General features: G+C 40.5%; 19 protein-coding genes and 5 tRNA genes. 20 read left to right on the top strand and 4 right to left on the bottom strand.

Annotated features, from left to right (window positions below):
• Positions 1-4: 4 nt before the first annotated feature.
• From AC6UDD_RS05085 to glnA, 4 genes are all read left to right on the top strand, one after another.
• Positions 5-77: transfer RNA gene (locus AC6UDD_RS05085), tRNA-Asn, on the top strand.
• Positions 78-133: 56 nt separating this feature from the next.
• Positions 134-206 (top strand) — tRNA-Thr (locus tag AC6UDD_RS05080).
• 244 nt (positions 207-450) lie between these two features.
• Positions 451-834: a MerR family transcriptional regulator gene (locus AC6UDD_RS05075; RefSeq protein WP_500694500.1), complete on the top strand. Its 384-nt coding sequence runs from the start codon at positions 451-453 to the stop codon at positions 832-834.
• Positions 835-845: 11 nt separating this feature from the next.
• Entirely contained in the window at positions 846-2,186 is a 1,341-nt protein-coding gene (glnA, locus tag AC6UDD_RS05070; RefSeq protein WP_500719282.1) for a type I glutamate--ammonia ligase, read from the top strand.
• Positions 2,187-2,222: 36 nt separating this feature from the next.
• Here the strand turns inward: glnA and mscL are convergent, their stop codons facing one another.
• Positions 2,223-2,597: a large-conductance mechanosensitive channel protein MscL gene (mscL, locus tag AC6UDD_RS05065; protein WP_500694498.1), complete on the bottom strand. Its 375-nt coding sequence runs from the start codon at positions 2,595-2,597 to the stop codon at positions 2,223-2,225.
• A gap of 130 nt (positions 2,598-2,727) precedes the next feature.
• Between mscL and AC6UDD_RS05060 the strand changes: the two genes are divergently transcribed.
• The 4 genes from AC6UDD_RS05060 (at position 2,728) to AC6UDD_RS05045 (ending at position 5,274) form a co-directional block, all read left to right on the top strand.
• Positions 2,728-4,212: a peptide MFS transporter gene (locus AC6UDD_RS05060; RefSeq protein WP_500719280.1), complete on the top strand. Its 1,485-nt coding sequence runs from the start codon at positions 2,728-2,730 to the stop codon at positions 4,210-4,212.
• A gap of 128 nt (positions 4,213-4,340) precedes the next feature.
• A tRNA-Tyr gene (locus AC6UDD_RS05055) sits at positions 4,341-4,423 on the top strand.
• Positions 4,424-4,431: 8 nt separating this feature from the next.
• Positions 4,432-4,503, top strand: a tRNA-Gln gene (locus AC6UDD_RS05050).
• 69 nt (positions 4,504-4,572) lie between these two features.
• A complete protein-coding gene (locus AC6UDD_RS05045; RefSeq protein ID WP_500719278.1) occupies positions 4,573-5,274 on the top strand; it encodes a GntR family transcriptional regulator in 702 nt (233 codons plus the stop codon).
• A gap of 40 nt (positions 5,275-5,314) precedes the next feature.
• On the opposite strand, the gene AC6UDD_RS05040 is transcribed toward AC6UDD_RS05045, so the two are convergent.
• On the bottom strand, positions 5,315-6,049 hold the full coding sequence (locus AC6UDD_RS05040; RefSeq protein WP_500719275.1) for a WecB/TagA/CpsF family glycosyltransferase: 735 nt from the start codon (positions 6,047-6,049) through the stop codon (positions 5,315-5,317).
• Positions 6,050-6,138: 89 nt separating this feature from the next.
• Here AC6UDD_RS05040 and AC6UDD_RS05035 point away from each other — a divergent pair, with 89 nt between their 5' ends.
• The 7 genes from AC6UDD_RS05035 to AC6UDD_RS05005 all read left to right on the top strand — a co-directional run bounded on the left by AC6UDD_RS05035 (position 6,139) and on the right by AC6UDD_RS05005 (position 13,770).
• A complete protein-coding gene (locus AC6UDD_RS05035; RefSeq protein ID WP_500719271.1) occupies positions 6,139-7,605 on the top strand; it encodes a nicotinate phosphoribosyltransferase in 1,467 nt (488 codons plus the stop codon).
• Between the two features lie 9 nt (positions 7,606-7,614).
• Positions 7,615-8,454, top strand: coding sequence for an NAD(+) synthase (nadE, locus tag AC6UDD_RS05030; RefSeq protein ID WP_500719267.1), 840 nt, complete (start codon positions 7,615-7,617; stop codon positions 8,452-8,454).
• A 65-nt stretch (positions 8,455-8,519) separates the two neighbouring features.
• Positions 8,520-10,688: a Tex family protein gene (locus AC6UDD_RS05025; RefSeq protein ID WP_500719304.1), complete on the top strand. Its 2,169-nt coding sequence runs from the start codon at positions 8,520-8,522 to the stop codon at positions 10,686-10,688.
• 12 nt (positions 10,689-10,700) lie between these two features.
• Complete coding sequence (locus tag AC6UDD_RS05020) at positions 10,701-11,150, top strand: SprT family protein (RefSeq protein ID WP_500719264.1); 450 nt, start codon at positions 10,701-10,703, stop codon at positions 11,148-11,150.
• A 6-nt stretch (positions 11,151-11,156) separates the two neighbouring features.
• Positions 11,157-12,044 (top strand): homoserine kinase, encoded by an 888-nt coding sequence (gene thrB / locus AC6UDD_RS05015; protein WP_500719262.1) that lies wholly within the window; start codon positions 11,157-11,159, stop codon positions 12,042-12,044.
• Between the two features lie 56 nt (positions 12,045-12,100).
• Positions 12,101-12,186 (top strand) — tRNA-Leu (locus AC6UDD_RS05010).
• A 141-nt stretch (positions 12,187-12,327) separates the two neighbouring features.
• On the top strand, positions 12,328-13,770 hold the full coding sequence (locus AC6UDD_RS05005) for a catalase (protein WP_500706819.1): 1,443 nt from the start codon (positions 12,328-12,330) through the stop codon (positions 13,768-13,770).
• A gap of 64 nt (positions 13,771-13,834) precedes the next feature.
• Here the strand turns inward: AC6UDD_RS05005 and AC6UDD_RS05000 are convergent, their stop codons facing one another.
• Positions 13,835-14,992, bottom strand: a complete 1,158-nt coding sequence (locus tag AC6UDD_RS05000) for an LCP family protein (RefSeq protein WP_500719260.1) — start codon at positions 14,990-14,992, stop codon at positions 13,835-13,837.
• Between the two features lie 189 nt (positions 14,993-15,181).
• Here AC6UDD_RS05000 and AC6UDD_RS04995 point away from each other — a divergent pair, with 189 nt between their 5' ends.
• The 3 genes from AC6UDD_RS04995 to AC6UDD_RS04985 are packed head-to-tail and all read left to right on the top strand — an operon-like array spanning position 15,182 to position 17,853.
• On the top strand, positions 15,182-16,129 hold the full coding sequence (locus AC6UDD_RS04995; protein ID WP_500719257.1) for an AEC family transporter: 948 nt from the start codon (positions 15,182-15,184) through the stop codon (positions 16,127-16,129).
• A 51-nt stretch (positions 16,130-16,180) separates the two neighbouring features.
• A complete protein-coding gene (locus AC6UDD_RS04990) occupies positions 16,181-17,158 on the top strand; it encodes a DMT family transporter (protein ID WP_500711148.1) in 978 nt (325 codons plus the stop codon).
• Between the two features lie 23 nt (positions 17,159-17,181).
• A complete protein-coding gene (locus AC6UDD_RS04985) occupies positions 17,182-17,853 on the top strand; it encodes a 2,3-bisphosphoglycerate-dependent phosphoglycerate mutase (RefSeq protein WP_500719255.1) in 672 nt (223 codons plus the stop codon).
• A gap of 91 nt (positions 17,854-17,944) precedes the next feature.
• On the opposite strand, the gene rpiA is transcribed toward AC6UDD_RS04985, so the two are convergent.
• Entirely contained in the window at positions 17,945-18,634 is a 690-nt protein-coding gene (gene rpiA / locus AC6UDD_RS04980; RefSeq protein WP_500719252.1) for a ribose-5-phosphate isomerase RpiA, read from the bottom strand.
• A gap of 157 nt (positions 18,635-18,791) precedes the next feature.
• On the opposite strand from rpiA, the gene AC6UDD_RS04975 reads away from it, so the two are divergent.
• The gene (locus tag AC6UDD_RS04975) at positions 18,792-19,328 is read left to right on the top strand and encodes a dCTP deaminase/dUTPase family protein (protein ID WP_500719249.1); all 537 of its coding nucleotides are present in this window, start codon (positions 18,792-18,794) and stop codon (positions 19,326-19,328) included.
• A 15-nt stretch (positions 19,329-19,343) separates the two neighbouring features.
• On the top strand, positions 19,344-20,726 hold the full coding sequence (gene radA / locus AC6UDD_RS04970; protein WP_500719246.1) for a DNA repair protein RadA: 1,383 nt from the start codon (positions 19,344-19,346) through the stop codon (positions 20,724-20,726).
• The last annotated feature ends 15 nt before the right edge of the window (positions 20,727-20,741 follow it).

The raw sequence follows: 20,741 nt of genomic DNA, 5'->3' as shown, positions 1-20,741 counted from the left end.
TTATTCCGGCATAGCTCAGTTGGTAGAGCACCTGACTGTTAATCAGGTTGTCGACGGTTCGAGCCCGCCTGCCGGAGCTATGTCTGAGTGCTAACAACAATTGCCGTTAGCACTTTTAATTTATCGTCATTTTGCCGGCTTAGCTCAGCTGGTAGAGCATCGGTATCGTAAACCGAGGGTCACAGGTTCAAGTCCTGCAGCCGGCATAATTTTTTATTCATTCTTAATGATGATTAAATTTTTGGCATAGCAAGTAATGAATGAATAGAATCTAATGGTGTGCTTGAAGATGCGCATACATACATGAAGACACAAGAATTTATTTCTTGTGTCTTTTTTTATATCGTAAGTTTTATGTTAAACTTGGATCAGTGTTACATTTCATAACATAAGTTGTTGACGCTTATATCAATAACGAATAGAATGGTGTCATATCAAGGAGATATGCGTATGAGTGAAAAAGTACTGAGGAAATCTTTAGCGGTTCTTCCAATGGGAACCGTTATGAAGCTTACTTCCTTATCATCCAGACAAATAAGGTATTACGATGATCATGGTCTTGTTCATTCTAAACGAACATCAGGAAACCGACGTTTGTATTCATTAGATAATGTGGATCAAATTCTTGAGATTCACAACTATTTAATTGAGGGAATGACAATTGCTCAGGTTAAAAGAGTATTTGAGAAACAACGTCGTCGAAAACTTTTACATAGTGGTGATAAATCACTTAGTGACGAAGACGTGCGCGAATACTTGAAAGACGATATTTTAAAAGCTGGACGCTTGTATGATGATTCTGATTTAAAGCAACAGGGTAAGTATTTAAAATAAGGAGACTACTTATGGTACATGATTATACAAAAGACGACATTCGCCAAATGGTGAAAGATGAAGACGTCCGATTTATTCGACTAATGTTTACTGACTTGATGGGCAGCATCAAAAACGTTGAGGTACCCGTCAACCAACTAAACAAGGTTTTAGATGGTAAGATTATGTTTGATGGATCTTCAATTGATGGTTTCGTACGCATTGAGGAAAGTGATATGTACCTGATCCCCGATCTTTCAACGTGGATGGTCTTCCCATGGGGTGACGAACACGGTAAGGTTGCTCGTCTGACATGTAGTGTTCATACCTCAGATGGTGAGGTATTCGCTGGTGATCCAAGAAATAATTTAATGCGTGTGCTGGATGAAATGAAAGAAATGGGCTTTTCTAACTTTAACATTGGTCCAGAACCTGAATTCTTCTTATTCAAGATGGACGACAAGGGTAATCCAACTACTGAATTGAATGATCACGGAAGTTACTTTGATTTGGCACCAATGGATTTGGCAGCCAATATTCGTCGCGATATGGTTCTTGAATTAGAAAATATGGGCTTTCGAGTTGAGGCTTCTCATCATGAAGTCGCATCTGGGCAACACGAAATTGATTTTCAGTACGATAACGCCGTGGTTACGGCAGATCACATTCAAACCTTTAAGTTAGTTGTCAAAACGGTTGCTAGAAAGTACGGATTATACGCCACTTTCATGCCAAAACCATTGAACGGTATCAATGGATCCGGGATGCACATCAATATGTCATTGTTTGATAAAGATGGTGACAACGTCTTTTATGATAAAGATGGTGACCTGGAATTATCACAAACGGCTTACTACTTCTTAGGGGGACTTTTGAAGCATGCTAAGGCATTAACTGCTGTATGTAACCCAATCGTTAACTCTTACAAGCGACTAGTTCCTGGCTTTGAAGCACCAGTCTATGTGGCATGGTCGGCATCGAACCGTTCACCACTAGTTCGAGTCCCAGCTAGTCGTGGCCTTAGCACCCGCCTTGAACTTAGAAGTGTTGATCCTTCCGCTAACCCATATTTAGCAATTGCTTCAATTCTTGAAGCTGGGTTAGACGGTATTAAGAACAAGATTGAACCTGGTGAGCCAATTGACCGTAACATCTATCATATGGACGGCAAGGAACGAAAACTAGATCATATTGAAAACTTACCTTCAACCCTTCACAATGCGCTTAAAGCATATGAAGCCGATCCACTTATGAAGAAAGCCATGGGACCTCACATGTATCAAAATTACTTGGATGCAAAGAACATGGAATGGAATGCTTACAGACAAAACGTTTCTCAATGGGAACGTGACAGATACCTAGATATGTTATAAAAAAACACCAACGTGATGTTGGTGTGATTAAGGAAATTATTTTTTAAGCAGTTTAACAATTTCAGCTAGATATTGATCAGTAAGGCTCGGTTCTTGAGCCTTCTTTTCTTGCTTTTTTTGATTTTTATTAGTTAACTTGTTGATAAATTTAACCAGTAAAAAGACGATGAAAGCAATCAGCAGGAAATTGATGACTGAGTTTAGAAACAAACCATATTTTATCTTGGCTTTTCCGACGGTGATGGCGAGGGATGAAAGATCGATTTTTCCTAAGAACAGTCCAATAAACGGGTTAAAAATGTTATTAACCAATGAAGTCACGATCGAAGTGAAGGCAGACCCGATGATAATTCCGACGGCCATGTCAACCACATTTCCTCGTGATATAAATTCTTTAAATTCCTTGAACAATGTATTATCCACTTCCTTTTCCTTGATAATCACTATTCTAACAAACTTTTTGTCGAGATATGATTGTAAATGAAAATCAAGAATGGTATTATTTCTGATAATTGTTAAAAGATTGACAGGAGGAGATTTTATGAACGGACAAGGCGAGAAGAGTCTCGACCATGCGTTCTTTGGGCAACCAAAAGGGTTGCAAACACTGTTCTTCACTGAAATGTGGGAACGATTCAGTTACTACGGGATGCGTGCAATTCTTTTATACTACATGTATTTCTCAGTCGCCAAGGGTGGATTAGGATTTTCTCCAACCACTGCAGCTTCAGTTATGGCAATTTACGGTTCACTAGTATTTCTAACATCGGTGTTAGGTGGTTATCTAAGTGATCGTGTCTGGGGGAGTCGAAAGACCGTTCTGTATGGTGGAATTTTAATTATGTTTGGGCACGTGGTACTGTCGTTACCATTTGGTGCCGGAGCGCTATTTATTTCCATTGTCTTAATCACCGTTGGTACTGGACTGTTGAAGCCAAATGTTTCAGAAATGGTTGGTGCCTTGTATGGTGAAAATGATCCAAGACGTGATACTGGATTTACCATTTTTGTTTTTGGAATTAACTTAGGGTCGTTCATCGCACCGATCTTAGTTGGAACCGTGGGAATGGACTTTAATTTCCATGCTGGTTTCTCACTTGCCGCTATCGGAATGTTCTTTGCTTTAATTTACTACTACTTCAGTGGTAAAAAGACTTTGAGCATCGATGGCCTCTATCCAAGTGATCCCTTAGAACCAGACGATTTGAATCGTTTAGTTCTTGAGATTATTGGTGGCTTAGCTGTATTTGCCGTTATTATCGCGGGGATGTGGTATTTCAAGGTTTTGAGCATTGACAACTTTGTTCTACTATTGAGTATCATCGCAATTTTAACTCCTATTATTTACTTCGTTGTGATTTTGAGAAGTAAGAAGGTTACTAAGACAGAACATTCACGGGTTCTTGCCTATATTCCATTATTTATCGCTGCTGCGGTATTCTGGGCCATTGAGGAACAAGGCTCCGTTGTTTTGGCACTGTTTGCTGAAAATCAAACTAACAATAACCTCGGATTTTTGCACATTAATGCTACTTGGTATCAGTCACTTAACCCGTTGTTCATTATGTTGTACACACCACTGTTCGCATTCTTATGGACATATCTGGCTAAAAGAAAAGAAGAGCCAAGTTCTCCAGCTAAGTTTACTTGGGGAATGTTCTTCGCTGGATTTTCGTACTTATTTATGATGATTCCAATTTTCCTATTTGGTTCATCAGCTAAAGTTAGCCCATTATGGCTAATTGGTAGTTGGGCCATTGTTGAAATTGCCGAAATGTTGATTTCACCAATTGGACTTTCAGTTACCACTAAGCTTGCTCCGAAAGCATTTGAATCACAGATGATGAGTATGTGGTTCTTAGCAGATGCTGCTGGGCAGGCGGTTAACTCACAAATCGTTAAGTTCTACACTCCAGGGCACGAAATTGCGTACTTCGGGATCGTTGGACTTGTTGCCATCTTGTTTGGGATCGTCTTATTATTGATGATCAAACCAGTTAAGAAACTGATGGATGGGGTAAATTAAAATCACTATAATGAAAGGCGCTGTAAAGTTAGCGCCTTTTATTTTTTGAAAAAAAGTATTGACTAACATCCTGATTCCGTGTAATATAATAAACGTTGATTCGTTACTACGAATTACTCATTTATTATGGAGGGGTAGCGAAGTCTGGCTAAACGCGGCGGACTGTAAATCCGCTCCTTCGGGTTCGGTGGTTCGAATCCACTCCCCTCCATTGATTCTTGGGCTATAGCCAAGTGGTAAGGCAACAGGTTTTGATCCTGTGATGCGCTGGTTCGAACCCAGCTAGCCCAATACTAATTATTGGTGTAAAATCGACTAACAAATGTTAGTCGATTTTTTTATACCAAGGTAGGAGTAATTATGACAGTACCTGTTTATATTAAAATTCATGATGATATTAAGAGTAAGATCGAGAACGGAAGCTGGAAAGTGGGAACCCGGATTCCATCTGAAAGAAAACTATCCGAACAGTACGGCGTGAGTCGGATGACGTTCAGGCAAGCTGTTCAAGCGCTTGTCGAAGATGGGATTTTAAAGCGGATTGCTGGATCAGGAACATACGTTACTAACCAAAAGGTTCAAGAAAAGATGTCCGGAGTAACCAGCTTTACTAACATTATGCTGGCGCAAGGGAAAAAGCCATCCACTAAAACTTTGTCATATAAGATTGTTGAGCCCACCTTTAAGGAGGCCTCCGTTTTGGGTCTGAGTCAGGATGATCGGGTTTTGCGGATGAATCGGATTCGCTATGGAGACAACATTCCAATTTGCTATGAAGTAGCAGCTGTTAACGCATCGATGGTTGAAGGATTAAGTGAAGAAGACGTTTCGAGTTCTCTTTATCGATCTTTAGAGGATAAAAAGGGCCTTCGTCCGAGAAGTGCGAAACAGTTTATTTCGGCAATTTTAGCGACCGATCGGATTGCGGATTTACTTGATATTGAGGTAAAGGCACCCATTCTTAAACTAAAACAGATCTCTTATCTTCAAAATCAGCAACCATTTGAGTTTGTTCAGGCTCAGTACGCTGCTGAGCGATTTGAGTTTTACCTAAATAAATAAAAAGAGCCCTACTAACGTGGGCTCATAAAGTTGGATGAGATTACTTCTCATCCTTTTTTTGTTTTCTAACTAAATTTAAAAATTCGGGAATGGCCAGCATTCGTTTAAAACGGGTGGGTTCTTTAAAAAGGCGATAGAGCCATTCGATGTGATGATTAATCCAGAAGTCAGGAGCTCTTTTGACGTGTCCAGCCAAAACGTCAAAGCTTCCTCCAACCCCAATCCACAGCCCGTTATTTTTGTCTCGATGTTTTGCTATGAATTCTTCTTGAGTAGGGAAACCAGTCGCAACAAAAATCATGTCAATTTCATTATTTTCAATGTTGTTAATGATGGGAATGTCGTTTTTAAAATAGCCGTCCTGCATCCCAACAATTTTTAAATGCGGATAGTTGACGGTTAAGACTTTTCGTAAATCAAATACGACATCGGGCTTGGCTCCCAGAAAATAGGCTGACTTGTTATTTTGGTTCCCCCAAGCTAACAGTGCTTTAAAAATGTCATAGCCGGTAATTCGTTCTGGCATCGGATCATTTAACATTTTGGCACCCTTGATAATACCAATCCCATCCGGCACGACGTAAGTAGCCGTTTTTAAAATTTTTTGGTAGTAAGGGTGACGATTAGCATAAACGACGATTTCTGGATTTGCGGTTACCACAAACATGTTTTGATGGTCGTCTATTTGGGATTCAATTACTTGCATAAATTCGGTGAAAGTCGTGTTAACAAAGGGGATGGAAGCGATGTCGGTGGTCGGAAATTTGTGCGTCATTTGTTAGCCTTCTTTTTGGTTATTATGTGATATAATGTGCAACGAGTAACAACAATAGTTTAGCCTGAAAGGGCTAGAGGAGATTAAAGATGTCAACATTACAAAGTCCTGATAATTTAACTTTACACACTGACTATTATGAAATCAATATGATGGCAACTTATTTTGAAAAACATATGCAAAATCGTCACGCTGTATTTGAAGTTTTTTTTAGAGACATGCCCTTTGGAAATGGATATGCCGTCTTTGCAGGATTAAAACACATTATTGAATATATCAACAACATTCACTTCACTGATGAGGATATTAAGTATTTAAAATCAATTAGCGATTATTCCGATGAATTTTTGGATTATCTTCGTAACTTTAAGTTTACTGGGACAATTCGTTCTGCTGTTGAGGGTGATTTAGTTTACAACAACGAACCCATTGTTCAAGTTGAAGGAACGATTGCGGAATGTCAATTAGTTGAGACCGCTATTTTGAACATGGTGAACTACCAGACTTTGATCGCTACTAAAGCGGCTCGAATTCGAATGGTAGCTGGAAATAATCCCTTAATGGAGTTTGGTAGTCGTAGGGCCCAAGAAGTTGATGCTGCACTTTGGGGAACCAGAGCGGCATATATTGGTGGGTTTAACGCGACTTCCAATGTGTTAGCTGGTAAGGAATTTGGCATTCCGGTCAGCGGAACGATGGCGCACTCTTTGATTGAATCATTTGGAAATGACTATGATGCTTTTATGGCGTATGCCCAGACCCATAAGAACTGTACTTTTCTGTTGGATACCTTTGATACCATTAAAAGTGGGGTTCCAAATGCAATTCGGGTTGCAAAAGAAATGGGCGACAAGATTAACTTTCAAGGTGTCAGAATTGATTCCGGTGATATGGCGTACTTATCAAAAAGAGTTAGAGAAATGCTGGATGAAGCTGGCTTTGAGGACGTTCAAATTGTGGCTTCTAACGATCTTGATGAATACACCATTAGTAGTTTAAAGATGCAAAATGCCAAGATTGACTCTTGGGGTGTTGGAACCAAGTTAATTACGGCCTTTGACCAACCAGCACTTGGTGCGGTTTACAAACTGGTCTCGGTTGAAGATGAACAAGGTCACATGGTCGATACTATCAAACTGTCAAACAATGCTGAGAAGGTTTCTACTCCAGGCAAGAAGCAAGTTTGGCGGATTACTGAAAAAGACGACGGTAAATCTGAGGGAGATTACATTACACTTGACGGTGAGGATCCACGTGAACAGTCCTCCGTGTACATGTTCCACCCCCACTTCACGTACATTAACAAGACCATTACTAACTTTAATGCTGAACCGCTCTTACAGGATATCTTTAAAGACGGAAAGCAGGTATATCAAATGCCAACGTTAGAGGCTACTAAGCAGCATGCGACCGATTCTTTGAAGGCACTCTGGCCGGAGTACAAGCGTCAGTTAAATCCACAAGATTACCCAGTTGATCTTTCTAAGAAATTATGGGACCACAAGATGAATTTAATTAATGAAATTCATAATGGGGTTGAACAAAAATTAGAGTAGGTGATAGTAATGGATGAAAAACAAAAGCGACTGCAAAAACAGATTATTAGTGCTTTAAAGGTTCAACCAAAGATTGATCCTGAAACGGAGATTAGACGTAGTGTTGATTTTATCAAGGATTACGTTAAAAAGAATTCGTTCATTAAATCAGTAGTATTGGGAATTTCTGGTGGTCAAGATTCCACTCTGACTGGCAAATTGGCATCAATGGCAATGAATGAATTAAGGGAAGAAACGGGCGATACTGAATATCAGTTTATTGCGGTTCGTCTTCCTTATGGTGAACAAGCTGATGAATCGGACGCCATGGAAGCCATTGATTTTATGGATGCTGATCGGGTTGAACGCGTCAATATCAAGAATTCAGTCGATGCGATGGTAAAAGCGGTTGAAGCTAACGGTGATTCTGTTTCTGATTTTAATAAGGGCAATATTAAGGCTCGTACGCGGATGATTGCGCAGTTTACCATTGCTGGTGCCAACCAGGGAATTGTACTGGGAACTGATCATGCTGCCGAGGCGGTGACCGGCTTTTACACTAAATTTGGTGACGGTGCATCTGATATTGTTCCAATTTGGCGACTGGATAAACGCCAGGGACGTGCCCTTCTTGAGTACCTTGATGCACCTAAAAAACTTTATGAGAAAACCCCAACGGCGGATCTCGAAGATGATCGTCCAGCTCTTCCGGATGAAAAGGCACTTGGAGTTAGTTATAAAAATATTGATGACTTTTTGGAAGGTCAGGACATCAGTTCAAGTGCGGCTAACGTGATTGAAAATTGGTATTTGAAAACTCAACATAAGCGGCACCTTCCCATTAATGTTTACGATACGTTTTGGAAATAAATTTGATTACAACAACTCCGTTAATTATTTAATGGAGTTTTTATTTGAAAGATTATGGTGAAAAAATGGAAAAAACTTTAATTGATCAAACTGCAAAAGCATTGCCACACATTTCGAAACGACAAATTCAACAAACCTTGGAAATGCTTGAGGATGGTAATACCGTTCCGTTTATTGCACGATACCGCAAAGAGAGAACCGGTAATTTGGATGAGGTTTCCATTCGGGAACTTGAGGATACCTACCAGCGTTTAGCCAATCTGAACCACCGAAAAGAAGAAGTGGTAAAAAAGATTGACGAAGAGGGCCAATTAACCAAGCAGTTAAGACAAGACATTTTAAGTGCTGACAGTATTCAGATTGTGGAAGACTTGTATCTGCCATATAAGCAAAAGCGAAAAACAAAGGCGATGGTTGCAAAAGAACAGGGATTAGAACCACTTGCAACTGCAATTTTAAAGTTTCAAGATGAACCACTAGAACAACTTGCAAAGCCGTTTATAGATGAGGCTCACGACGTTAATTCCGTTGATGAAGCTTTAGATGGGGCCCGTGAAATCATTACGGACGCCATTGGAAACAACGCTAAGTTTCGAGAATGGATTCGAAACTATACCTTAAAGAACGCCATGTTGGTTGCAAAGGTGAAGCCCAAGGGAAAAATGAATGACGAAGATGGTGTTTATGGTGATTACTACGATTTTAGTGAACGAGCCAAAACGGTTCCGAGTTATCGGATTTTAGCCATTAATCGTGGTGAAAAAGCAAAGGTATTGACCGTGAAACTAGATGTTGAGGTTAATGCCATTATGCATTACATTGATTTTCATGTGGTTAGTGATCGTAAGGGTCCCGCAGTTGAATTTGTCAAAGACACTTCAAAAGATGCTTATAAGCGTTTCATCGGTCCGGCCATCGAACGTGAAATTCGTTCCACAATGACCGAAACCGCGGAAAATCATGCTATTGAAGTGTTTGGAAGAAACCTGTATCACCTGTTAATGCAGGCGCCAATCAAGGGTAAAGTAGTTCTCGGCTTTGATCCAGCGTACCGGACGGCATGCAAACTAGCGGTCATTGATGAAAACGGTAAATTCTTAGCCAAGGAAATTATTAAAGCCACTAAACCAGCGACCGAGGTACAGCAAGCGCGAGCTAAAGAACAGTTGATTGACTTGATTAAGAAGTATCACGTTCAAATGATTGCGATTGGTAACGGAACCGCGTCACGCGAATCGGAACAATTTGTGGCTGATGCAATTAAATCCATTGATTATCCGGTTCACTACGTAATTGTTAGTGAAGCCGGGGCATCGGTATATTCTGCTAGTAATAATGCGCGAAAAGAGTTTCCCAACCTTCACGTTGAGGAACGTTCAGCCATTAGTATTGGGAGACGACTACAGGACCCGCTTTCTGAGTTAATTAAGATTGACCCCAAAGCAGTGGGGGTTGGTCAGTACCAACATGATGTCTCTGAAAGTAACCTTGATGCACAGTTGGATCGGGTGATTGAGACCGCCGTTAACCAAGTTGGGGTTAACTTGAACACCGCTAGTCCTGATCTACTGGAACATATCTCTGGACTAACTAAATCCACTTCACAAAATATTGTTGAATATCGGGATGAAAATGGTGCTTTTTCTAACCGCAATCAATTAAAAAAAGTTAAACGATTAGGACCAAAGGCTTTTGAACAGTCAGTTGGATTCTTGCGTATCATTAATGGCAAGAATCCATTGGACAATACCGATATTCATCCAGAAAGTTATCGGCAAGCCAAGGAAATCTTGTCAGCATTGGGACTTACAATTGATAATTTTAGTTCTGATGAAGGACGAAAAAAGCTTGAAAAAGCAAATGAAGTTGATTTATCGCAATCATTATCAATTGATCAGCAATTGGTCAAAGATATTTTAGCTAGTTTGAAAAATCCCGGACGTGACCAACGTGATACGATGCCGAAGCCGTTACTTAAATCGGATATTATGAAGATTGAAAACTTGAAATCGGGAATGAAATTACAGGGAACCGTTCGCAATGTTACTGATTTTGGTGCGTTTGTCGACATTGGGGTAAAACAGGATGGTCTCGTTCATATTTCAAAAATGAGTGATCGATTTATATCGGATCCGGCAAAGCTTGTTTCTGTTGGTGACATTGTCGACGTGTGGGTGTTAAGTGTTGATTTAGATCGAAAACGAATTAAACTTTCCATGGTTGGTCCAGAATAGGAGCGAACTTATTTGCATGACGATGAATTACAGAAACTGGTGGAACAAATCTCGTTAGAGTCATTTGGGAAACCATTTAAGCACCGCGCATATTTTAATGATCGATTGAAAACTACCGGTGGTAGATACCACCTTAAGGACCATAATATTGATATTAATCAGACGATGGCGAAGAGGATCTCTAGAGAAGAATTAGTGGGGATCATTAAACATGAACTCGTTCATTATCATCTTCATTTAGCGGGGTATTCCGCTAATCATCGTTCAAAAGAATTTAAGCAGTTATTAAGAGCTGTGGGTGGTAGTCGTTATGCTCCCAATTTAAAAGCACCATCAGCTTATCATTACCTTTATGAGTGTACTAAGTGTGGCCAACTATATCGGCGAAAGCGACGGGTCAATATCTCACGTTTTGTATGTAGTAAGTGTCGTGGTAAGCTAAAACTAGTTAAGAAGGAGTGAAATATCATGGAAAAAATTATTGTTAGAGTCCCAGCAACCTCTGGTAATGTTGGTAATGGCTATAATTCGGTTGGACTTGCTCTTCACATGTATTACACGGTGATCGTTGAAGAAGAAACTGAGAAGTGGCGGGTGAACCATGCGTTTGGCGATTCGGTTCCTCACGATGACAAAAATTTGGTGGTTCAAACGATTTTAAAGGTTAACCCTAAAATCATGCCCCATCAACTAACGGTAATGTCAGATGTTCCACTGGAAAAGGGACTTGGATCTAGTACTACGGCGATTGCTGCGGGAATTAAAATTGCTAACAAGCTTGAAAATATGAACTTATCAGTTAATGACCAGATTAATATTGGGAGTCGAATGGAGGGACATCCCGACAACATTGCGTCAGCCATTCTGGGAGACATAACAATCTCTCACTATGAGGATGGAAAGACCGACGTTGTCAAAGCCCATATGCCCGATGAGATGCAAGCATTGGTTTTCATTCGAAATGAAAAGATTACCCAACAGAAGGGAATGGAACGTTTCCCGAAGGAAATTACGTTTGGTCAAGAGGTCCAAACCAGTAGTGCTTCGAACGTTTTTGTCGCCGCATTAATGCAGAATGATTGGAATAAAGCGGCCCGAATGATTGAAGCTGATAGTCTGGTTCGAACCGGACAGGGTAACGATTTTAAAGACTTCAAAGTAATTAAACAGACCGCTCATGAACTAGGAATCTACGGAACTTATATTAGTGGAGTGGGTTCATCGATTGTCACTCTAGGAGATTATGAACAACTCACCACGCTACAACAGAAGATTGAAAGTAACGATCAATTGGATGGAGTATGCAAGTTAGTTGACCTTGATAGGGATGGTGCCACGATTCGTGGTGAAGAATAATTAAAAAATTCATTGCGCTATCTCGTTAAATTTGCTATGATGTTTATTGTAGCAATGCGGCCATGGCGGAATTGGCAGACGCGCAAGATTAAGGATCTTGTCGGGATTTATCCCGGTGGAAGTTCGAGTCTTCTTGGCCGCATCATTTACAAAAGTTCAAGAACACCATATCTTTTTAAGATATGGTGTTCTTTTTTGATTCTAAATACCTTTTGTTGACTTTAAATTGTGCACGATTAGTCTAAGAGGTGAATCAATTAATTAACAAGGATGGTGTGATATTATGTCAGATAAATTAACAACCGAAGCTGGTCAACCGTGGGCTAATAACGAACATTCTCAAACAGCTGGTGTTCGTGGTCCTGTTTTGATGCAGGATTATCAATTACTGGAAAAGTTAGCTCATTTTAATCGTGAGAGGATTCCGGAGCGAGTCGTTCATGCTAAAGGTGCTGGTGCCAAGGGCGTTTTTAAACTTACACATGACATGAGTAAGTACACTAAAGCTGATTTATTCAATGGTGTTGGTAAAGAGACCCCAATGACCATTAGAATCTCGCAGGTTGCGGGGGAAGCTGGTTATCCTGACACCGTTCGTGATGTTCGTGGATTTGCGTTGAAATTCTACACGCAAGAGGGCAATTACGACATTGTTGGTAATAACACTCCGGTGTTCTTTGTTAACGATCCCCTTAAGTTCCCTGACTTTATTCATTCCCAAAAGCGTGACCCTAAGACTCATTTACGTTCTCAAGAGATGCAATGGGATTTCTGGTCTCATTCACCGGAATCAGTTCATCAGGTCACCTACCTCATGGGTGATCGTGGGAATCCGGCTAGTTATCGAACAATGAATGGTTATGGAAGTCACACGTATAAGTGGGTTAATAAAGAAGGAACCCCCTTTTGGGTCAAATATCACTTCATTAGTCAACAAGGTGTTAAAAACATGACTAATGAACAAGCTTCAAAAGCAGCGACTGAGGATACCGACTATTTAATTCATGATTTATACGATGCAATTGAACAAAAGAACTATCCAACATGGAAAGTTTACGTTCAGATTATCCCTTATCAAGCTGGAATTGATTACAAACCAGATATTTTTGATGTAACCAAGGTGGTTTCTCATAAGGATTACCCACTACAAGAAGTTGGGGAATTTACCTTAAACCAAAATCCAACTAACTATTTTGACGATGTGGAAGAATTAGCCTTCTCACCAGCTAACCTAGTTCCTGGGATCGAAGCAAGTCCTGATAAGTTACTTCAAGGACGTTTATTTGCGTATAAGGATGCGGAAAGATATCGTTTAGGCGCTAATTATGAACAATTAAAGGTCAACCGTCCCTTAGACAAGGTTGAAAATTACGAACGTGATGGTCAAATGGCACAAGGACAAGATGGATCGGTCAACTATGAACCCAATGGTAAGGGTGGTCCAGTTGAAGATTTGAGCGCTTCAATCAGTCCCGATAAGGTGGAAGGTGAAACCGGAGCATTTAAACCCTATGACACTGACTACTATAGTGCAGCTGGAAAGTTGTATCATGTAATGAAACCAGAGGAACGTGATCGTCTGATTAATACGATCAAGGGAACACTTGGTTCCGTTGATAATCATGAGATTAAGGTCCTAGAAACCAGACAATTTTATAAGGCTGACCCAGAGTATGGGACTCGAGTAGCAAAGGCCCTTGGTCTTGATTTAAATGAAATTAGATAAAAGATCCCATAAATAAAAAATAGACTTGTAAGATAGTTTTTTAAACCTATCTTGCAAGTCTATTTTAATATGCTGGGGCCATTGAGTTTGGATCGGTATTCCCTGATGAATCATTGGTAGCAGGATTGTTGTTTGATTGATCACCACTACTAGGTGAATTGGTTTCTTGTTGTTTAGGTGTTAAACTCTTAGCTTGGGGCAAATTCAAGGTGGTTCGAATGTGGTTTGATACGTTCATCAATTCGTCTGGTTGGGCGACTTGATAACTGATTCCGTTAATCATTGCTTCATCCCCCTGAAGGGTCTCCGACTTGATGTGATGAGTGGCTGGCCCATACTTGGATCTGATGGCAATCATGTCATCAAAGGATAAATCGGTTTTGAGATTTCCATTTAATGATTCAAGGATTTGTTGGTACCTTGGAATAGAAGAAATTCCCATTCCCTTCATCACTAACTTTTCTAAGACCTGTCGTTGTCGTTGCTGGCGACCGTAGTCACCCTTCGGGTCATCATCCCTCATTCGAGAATAATCAAGGGCCTGATCACCATCTAGATGGGTCATTTTGCCCTTAACTACATTGGCATTTCCATACTTAAACGTCAATGGTGGTTTCACTTCGACACCCCCGACGGAGTCAACCATCTGTTTTAAACCACCCATGTTAACGATCGCAAAGTAGTCGATGGGAACGTTCAAGAGATGTTGGACAGTTGAGATAGCAGTCTTTGGACCACCAATGGTGTAAGCAGCGTTGATTTTTTCGTATGGCTGTGAGTCATCGTCGACCACGACCTTGGTATCGCGGGGGATACTGGTTAAGTAAGTGGTCTGCTTTTGCGGGTTAACGGTAGCGACGATAATGGTATCGGTGCGGCCAACGTCGTGTCTACCAAGGGCTCCTGTGTCGGTTCCCATTAATAAGATTGAAAATGGCTTTCGTTTCTTTAGGAGATTTGAGACGTTCCTTGATTTTCCGATTCCATCGTCTTGAAACGTTCCTCCAAAGGAATGACGAGCCTGGGTGTAAGCACGGAAACCAAAAGCAAGGGCAATGATGACAATCAATAAGATGATACCCATGAAAGTCCAGGCAACTGGATGGTGCGGTTCGTTATCATAGTCGACGGCTGGCTCTGACTTTGGTTCAGCAAAATGTGGATTACCAGCTCGTCGGCTATATCCGCGATTGTCGTCATTATTGTTATCATAGTTTGACATTATTATTCCCCGCTTATTTATTAATACTGCCCCAAATTATATAGCAGTTATGGCAGCTAACGCTAGTTATTTCTCAACTTTTTAGTAGATTTTAATATAACCGTATTATTCTTATTGGAGCAAGTTCTGAGAGGGTAAAATCATGTGGTACAATAACTTAAGTAAAACTTACAAGAATAGGATGATCAAATGGGTATTTTTTTTAAGAGTATATCAGGGATACTAATTGTACTGATCATGATCGTACTCGGTTTTGTTTTAGCTAAACGTCACTGGTTTAATGATGATTCAACTAATTTAATTGTTAAACTGGTTATTGACGTAGCTTTGCCGTGTTACATGATCTATACGATTGGTCGCGATTTTACGACCGACACGTTACTTTCAACGTTGCCAGACTTAAGATTTCCGGTCGTTAGTATGTTAATCATGTTTGGGATTTCGGTGGCAATTGCCCGGGTGATTCGAATTAAAAAGTATCATCGTGGGTTATTTGAATCGATGTTTTTAAATTCAAACACCGTCTTTGTCGGACTTCCGGTTAATATGGCTCTGTTTGGGGCCAAAAGTTTACCGTACGTACTAGTTTACTACATGGCTAATACCACTTTTTTTTGGACCATTGGTGTTTACTTGATCCAGCGTGATGGGGACGCTAATTCCAAGTTTGACTGGAAAAAGACCGTTAGTAAAATTTTGTCACCACCTCTGTTGGGATTTATTTTTGGGGTAATTTTGGTTTTGCTTCGAATTAAGATTCCCGACTTTTTAATGAGTGATTTTCAATACGTGGGTGGATTAACCATTCCACTTTCAATGATGTTCATTGGGATCTCGATGGCAAATATCAACTTTAATAAATTTGACTTCAGTGCTTCTAACTGGGGAATTTTATTGGGTCGATTTATTATTTCACCAATTTTGATGGCACTGTTGGTTATTCCAACCGGGATGCCAGTTTTGATGAAACAGGTCTTCATTATGCAGGCTGCCATGCCGGTCATGACTAACGCACCAGTGGTAGCCAGAAAGTATGGTGCGGACGCAGATTATGCTTCACTGATGGTCGCTGAAACCACGATCATCAGTTTAATTGTTTTGCCCATTTTAATGGTAATTGTGCAACAAATCCATTAAGACGAGTCAATTGAAAAATAGACAAGTAGGGAATGGGAGTAGTAGCTTAAAGTGAAAAAATCAGTTATTTATGTGTTAATTTCGACGTTAATGTTTAGTTCAATGGAGATTGCTCTAAAGGTGGCAGGAAGTGAATTTAATCCAATTCAATTAAATTTACTTCGTTTCTTCATTGGTGGGATTGTTTTATTGCCGTTTGCTTTCTATGAATTACATAAACGACGACGCAAGATTAACTTAAAAGATTGGAAGACGTTTGCGTTTACCGGTTTTGCGTGCGTGGTAATTAGTATGACCCTGTACCAGTTAGCGATTGTGTACGATAAGCCAGCCATTGTGGCCGTTCTGTTTAGTTGTAATCCGGTCTTTGCCGTAATCTTTGCGTACTTCATTTTGCATGAACGAATTGGACGGGCCAACTTAATCTCATTAATCATTTCGGTCATTGGCCTAATTGTGATTGTTAATCCATTTAACTTAACTAACCCAGTTGGAATTATTTTGTCACTCTTATCGGCTGTTACTTTCGGCTTTTACAGTATTTTGTCGCAGTATTGCTCGGTTAAACGAGAATTAGATGGGGTGACCATCACTTGTTTCACTTTTATTGCTGGTTCTTTGGAGTTATTTGTTTTATCATTGATTACCAATATCCCGTTTGTTTCAAGTGGGATGAAATCGGTGGGATGGTTGAGTCAATTTGCATCCATTCCGATCTTAAAGGACGTTAATTTACAAAATTTCTGGATTTTATTCTTTATCGGAGTCTGTGTAACCGGTGGTGGATTTGCGTTTTACTTTTTGGCGATGCAAGAATCAGGGGTCTCAATTGCGTCCCTAGTATTCTTTATTAAGCCTGGTTTGGCTCCAGTCTTAGCAATGATTTTTGTGGGTGAAAAGATTAATCTACCTACCATCGTGGGAATTGTGATTATCCTGATTGGTTCGGTGGTTACCTTTGTAGGTGAACGTTATAAAGAGACCGATTCAACCATGTTAGACGATCAGACGATTGAAGAGGGTAAATAAATTTAGTTTATTGAGGCGGTTGTATGAGTAAGTTAGTAATTATGAGACATGGTGAAAGTGTCGCAAATCACACTAATACCTTTACTGGATGGAGTGACGTACCACTGACTAAGAAGGGCGTAGAAGAGGCAATTAAGGCCGGCAAACGCCTAGGTCAGACCGGAATTCAGTTCAGTGACGTTCATACATCGGTCTTAAAACGGGCCATTGTCACCGCTGACATCGTTTTGGACGTAATTAACCAGGATTTTATTCCCGAACATAAAACATGGCGCTTAAATGAGCGCCACTATGGTGCCCTGAGGGGGCAAAATAAAGAGGAAGTTAGAAAGCGGGTCGGAGACGAGCAGTTTATGAAGTGGCGCAGGAGTTTTTACGCTGTTCCGCCTAAACTAGACCAAGTATCACCTATTCGAAAGTATCGGCGCCTGGGCGTAATCGAGCCACCAGCAGAGAGCCTTAAAATGGCTTATGACCGGATGATTCCGTACTGGCAGGATTCGATTGCCCCCAAATTGTTGGATGGTAAAAATCAACTGGTAGTTGCGCACGGAAGCACACTGCGAGCACTAATTAAATATTTAGAAAATATCAGTGATAAAGGAATTGATGGCGTGGAAGTTAAAAACGGGAAGCCGATCATTTATACTTTTGACCCAGATTTGGATATTTTGGATAAAACCTACCTTAAATAACAAAAGGACGAAAACTTTGATTAAGTTTTCGTCCTTTTGTTATTTAGATTTTGATGATAATTGCGTAGTTATTTTTGGATCGGTTAAATCATTAGCGAGCTTCAATTGTTTCCGGGCCGTCGGGATGCTCCACGATAATGGTATTGACGATGTTTAAGAACAGCCCATGTTCCACAATTCCGGTCATACTATCAAGTTTTTTGCCCAGTTGAACGGGAGTCGTGATTTCAGGTAAGCCTAAGTCAATAATGTAGTCACCAGAATCGGTTGTTAATTTTCCTCCGTTTGGGCCTTGGCGGAACTTAGGGTGCAGTCCCATCCTGTTAAGCCGACGATAGAGTTGGCCACTCCCATAAGGGATTACTTCAAGCGGAAGTGGGAAATTGAGTTTTTTAACCATCTTACTTTCGTCAACAATCCACATGTTCCGATCAGAATTAATGGCAACGATTTTTTCCATCAGGTGAGCGGCTCCACCGCCTTTAATTCCCTGAAAATTTTTGTCAATTTGATCGGCCCCATCAATGGTTAAATCAATGTGATCGACTTCGTCAACATCCTTAGTAGTGATGCCTAAGCTTTCCGCGTGACGCTTAGTTTTACTGGAGGTTGGCACACCAATAATATCTAGATGTTCGTTTTTGATGCGCTCTCCCAGTGCGTCTACCATGTACTTGATGGTGGTACCAGATCCAAGACCCAAGACCATCCCATCCTTAACGTGCTTAACAGCTTCTTTTCCAACGTGTTTCTTTAATTCTCGCTGATCTGCTGAATTCATTTGATTGTTCCCCTTCAAATTAAGTCGTTACTTTTAGTAACTTGACCACTATTATTAATTTTCAATGGTCTTTATGATTTTGTCAAGCAATGTCAAAATTTAAGAAATACTGGTAAAATAATAGTAGGAATTTTTGAGAATAAAGAGGTATTAGAAGATGCAAAGAGGCTTTGAGATTGTTTCAAAATATCAGAATGACGACCTGACCTTGCCAAAACGAGCAACTGAAAAGGCTGCCGGATACGACTTTGCCAGTGCCGTTGACATGGTTATTCCATCAATCTGGAAAACTGGTTTAATTCGATCATTTGGTATCATTAAAGCTAGAAGAAAGTTAGATCAACAGGACATCATGGATTCAGAGAATGCTTTAAAACCCTTTTTGGTTCCGACGGGAATTAAGGTTTACATGCAGCCAAATGAAGTGCTGATAATCGCGAATCGCTCAAGTAATCCTTTAAAACGAAACTTGGTAATTCCGAACGGGATCGGTGTTATTGACGCTGATTATTACGATAATGAAAGTAATGAGGGCGAGATCTTTGTCCAGATTCTAAACTTTGGGATCGTCGATCGTAAGATTAAGAAAGGCGATCGAATTGGACAAGGAATCTTTATGCCTTATTTACTTGCGGATCAAGATGAGGGACCAAAGCTGACTCGCAATGGGGGATTTGGTTCTTCTGGCAAATAGTTAGGAAATGATTTAATGGCTAAAGCAAAAACGCAATATGTTTGTTCCAACTGTGGATATATTTCACCACGTTATCTAGGTCGTTGTCCCAACTGTGGTGAATGGAACACGATGGTTGAACAAACGGTCCAAAAAAATGATACCAAAAAGGCGAACGTGAGTCGGGTTTCACTGAGCGGGACTAAGTCGCAACCCCAGCTAATTAGACAAGTTAGCGCTGAAAGTGCTCCGAGGATTCAGGTTGATTCAAATGAATTGAATCGGGTACTTGGCGGAGGCGTTGTTCCTGGTTCACTCGTTCTAATCGGTGGTGATCCGGGGATTGGTAAGTCAACCTTACTTTTACAAGTCTCCGGTCAATTAGCAGCATCAGGACAAAAGGTGCTCTACGTCTCAGGAGAAGAGAGTGCCGATCAAATCAAGATGAGAGCGGACCGTCTCAATGTTTCCGAAAAGGGGAACTTATACCTTTATCCGGAAACGGATATGACTTCAATCAGGAAGGCAATTGAAGAAGTGAAGCCAGACACGGTTATCATTGACTCCGTTCAAACCATGCAAGAAGATGAGATTCCGTCTGCGATTGGGTCCGTTACGCAGGTCCGAGGCGTCACCTCGGATCTGATGAACATCGCAAAAACCAATGGTATCACCATTTTCTTAGTGGGACACGTTACTAAGGGCGGTACGCTTGCCGGCCCAAAGACTTTAGAGCACATGGTTGACACCGTTCTTTATTTTGAGGGGGACAAACATCATTCTTATCGGTTACTACGGGCCGTTAAAAACCGATTTGGATCTACGAATGAGCTCGGGATTTTTCAAATGGATGAAGATGGGCTAAAAGAAGTCAAGAATCCATCCGAGATTTTTTTAGAGGAACGTTTGAAGAATGCCACCGGTTCAGCAATTGTGGTAGCAATGGAAGGAACTCGTCCAATTTTGGTTGAACTTCAAGCCTTAATTGTTCCTTCGGTTTTTGGGAATGCGCAAAGAACTGCGTCTGGACTGGATCGAAATCGTGTTTCACTGATTATGGCGGTTCTTGAAAAACGAGCTGGATTGATGTTACAAAACCAGGATGCTTATTTAAAAGCCGCTGGCGGAGTCAAACTTAATGAACCGGCCATTGATTTGGCAATGGCAATTAGCATTGCGTCAAGTTATGAGAATATTGGAACTGATCCAAAAGAGTGTTACATCGGCGAACTTGGTTTGACTGGTGAGATTAGAAGGGTTAATCGAATTGAGCAACGCGTTATTGAGGCCCAGAAATTGGGCTTTAAGCGTGTGTTGGTTCCTAAATATAATCTAAAGGGATGGACTCCACCGCAAAATATTCAGGTCATAGGAGTTTCCACCATTACCGAAGCTCTCAAAACGGCATTAAAAAAGTAAAATATTTTCATTTCA

The sequence above is a fragment of the Fructilactobacillus sp. X2R1C3 genome, from assembly GCF_059901425.1.
The sequence above is the reverse complement of the archived record's forward strand: the minus strand, read 5'-3'. Positions and strand labels throughout refer to the sequence as shown.

Excerpts from the sequence above, each read along its gene's own strand:
- AC6UDD_RS05075 (WP_500694500.1), top strand. The coding sequence starts at position 451 with ATGAGTGAAAAAGTACTGAGGAAATCTTTAGCGGTTCTTCCAATGGGA.
- glnA (WP_500719282.1), top strand. The coding sequence starts at position 846 with ATGGTACATGATTATACAAAAGACGACATTCGCCAAATGGTGAAAGAT.
- AC6UDD_RS05060 (WP_500719280.1), top strand. The coding sequence starts at position 2,728 with ATGAACGGACAAGGCGAGAAGAGTCTCGACCATGCGTTCTTTGGGCAA.
- AC6UDD_RS05045 (WP_500719278.1), top strand. The coding sequence starts at position 4,573 with ATGACAGTACCTGTTTATATTAAAATTCATGATGATATTAAGAGTAAG.
- AC6UDD_RS05040 (WP_500719275.1), bottom strand. The coding sequence starts at position 6,049 with ATGACGCACAAATTTCCGACCACCGACATCGCTTCCATCCCCTTTGTT.
- AC6UDD_RS05035 (WP_500719271.1), top strand. The coding sequence starts at position 6,139 with ATGTCAACATTACAAAGTCCTGATAATTTAACTTTACACACTGACTAT.
- nadE (WP_500719267.1), top strand. The coding sequence starts at position 7,615 with ATGGATGAAAAACAAAAGCGACTGCAAAAACAGATTATTAGTGCTTTA.
- AC6UDD_RS05025 (WP_500719304.1), top strand. The coding sequence starts at position 8,520 with ATGGAAAAAACTTTAATTGATCAAACTGCAAAAGCATTGCCACACATT.
- thrB (WP_500719262.1), top strand. The coding sequence starts at position 11,157 with ATGGAAAAAATTATTGTTAGAGTCCCAGCAACCTCTGGTAATGTTGGT.
- AC6UDD_RS05005 (WP_500706819.1), top strand. The coding sequence starts at position 12,328 with ATGTCAGATAAATTAACAACCGAAGCTGGTCAACCGTGGGCTAATAAC.
- AC6UDD_RS05000 (WP_500719260.1), bottom strand. The coding sequence starts at position 14,992 with ATGTCAAACTATGATAACAATAATGACGACAATCGCGGATATAGCCGA.
- AC6UDD_RS04995 (WP_500719257.1), top strand. The coding sequence starts at position 15,182 with ATGGGTATTTTTTTTAAGAGTATATCAGGGATACTAATTGTACTGATC.
- AC6UDD_RS04985 (WP_500719255.1), top strand. The coding sequence starts at position 17,182 with ATGAGTAAGTTAGTAATTATGAGACATGGTGAAAGTGTCGCAAATCAC.
- rpiA (WP_500719252.1), bottom strand. The coding sequence starts at position 18,634 with ATGAATTCAGCAGATCAGCGAGAATTAAAGAAACACGTTGGAAAAGAA.
- AC6UDD_RS04975 (WP_500719249.1), top strand. The coding sequence starts at position 18,792 with ATGCAAAGAGGCTTTGAGATTGTTTCAAAATATCAGAATGACGACCTG.
- radA (WP_500719246.1), top strand. The coding sequence starts at position 19,344 with ATGGCTAAAGCAAAAACGCAATATGTTTGTTCCAACTGTGGATATATT.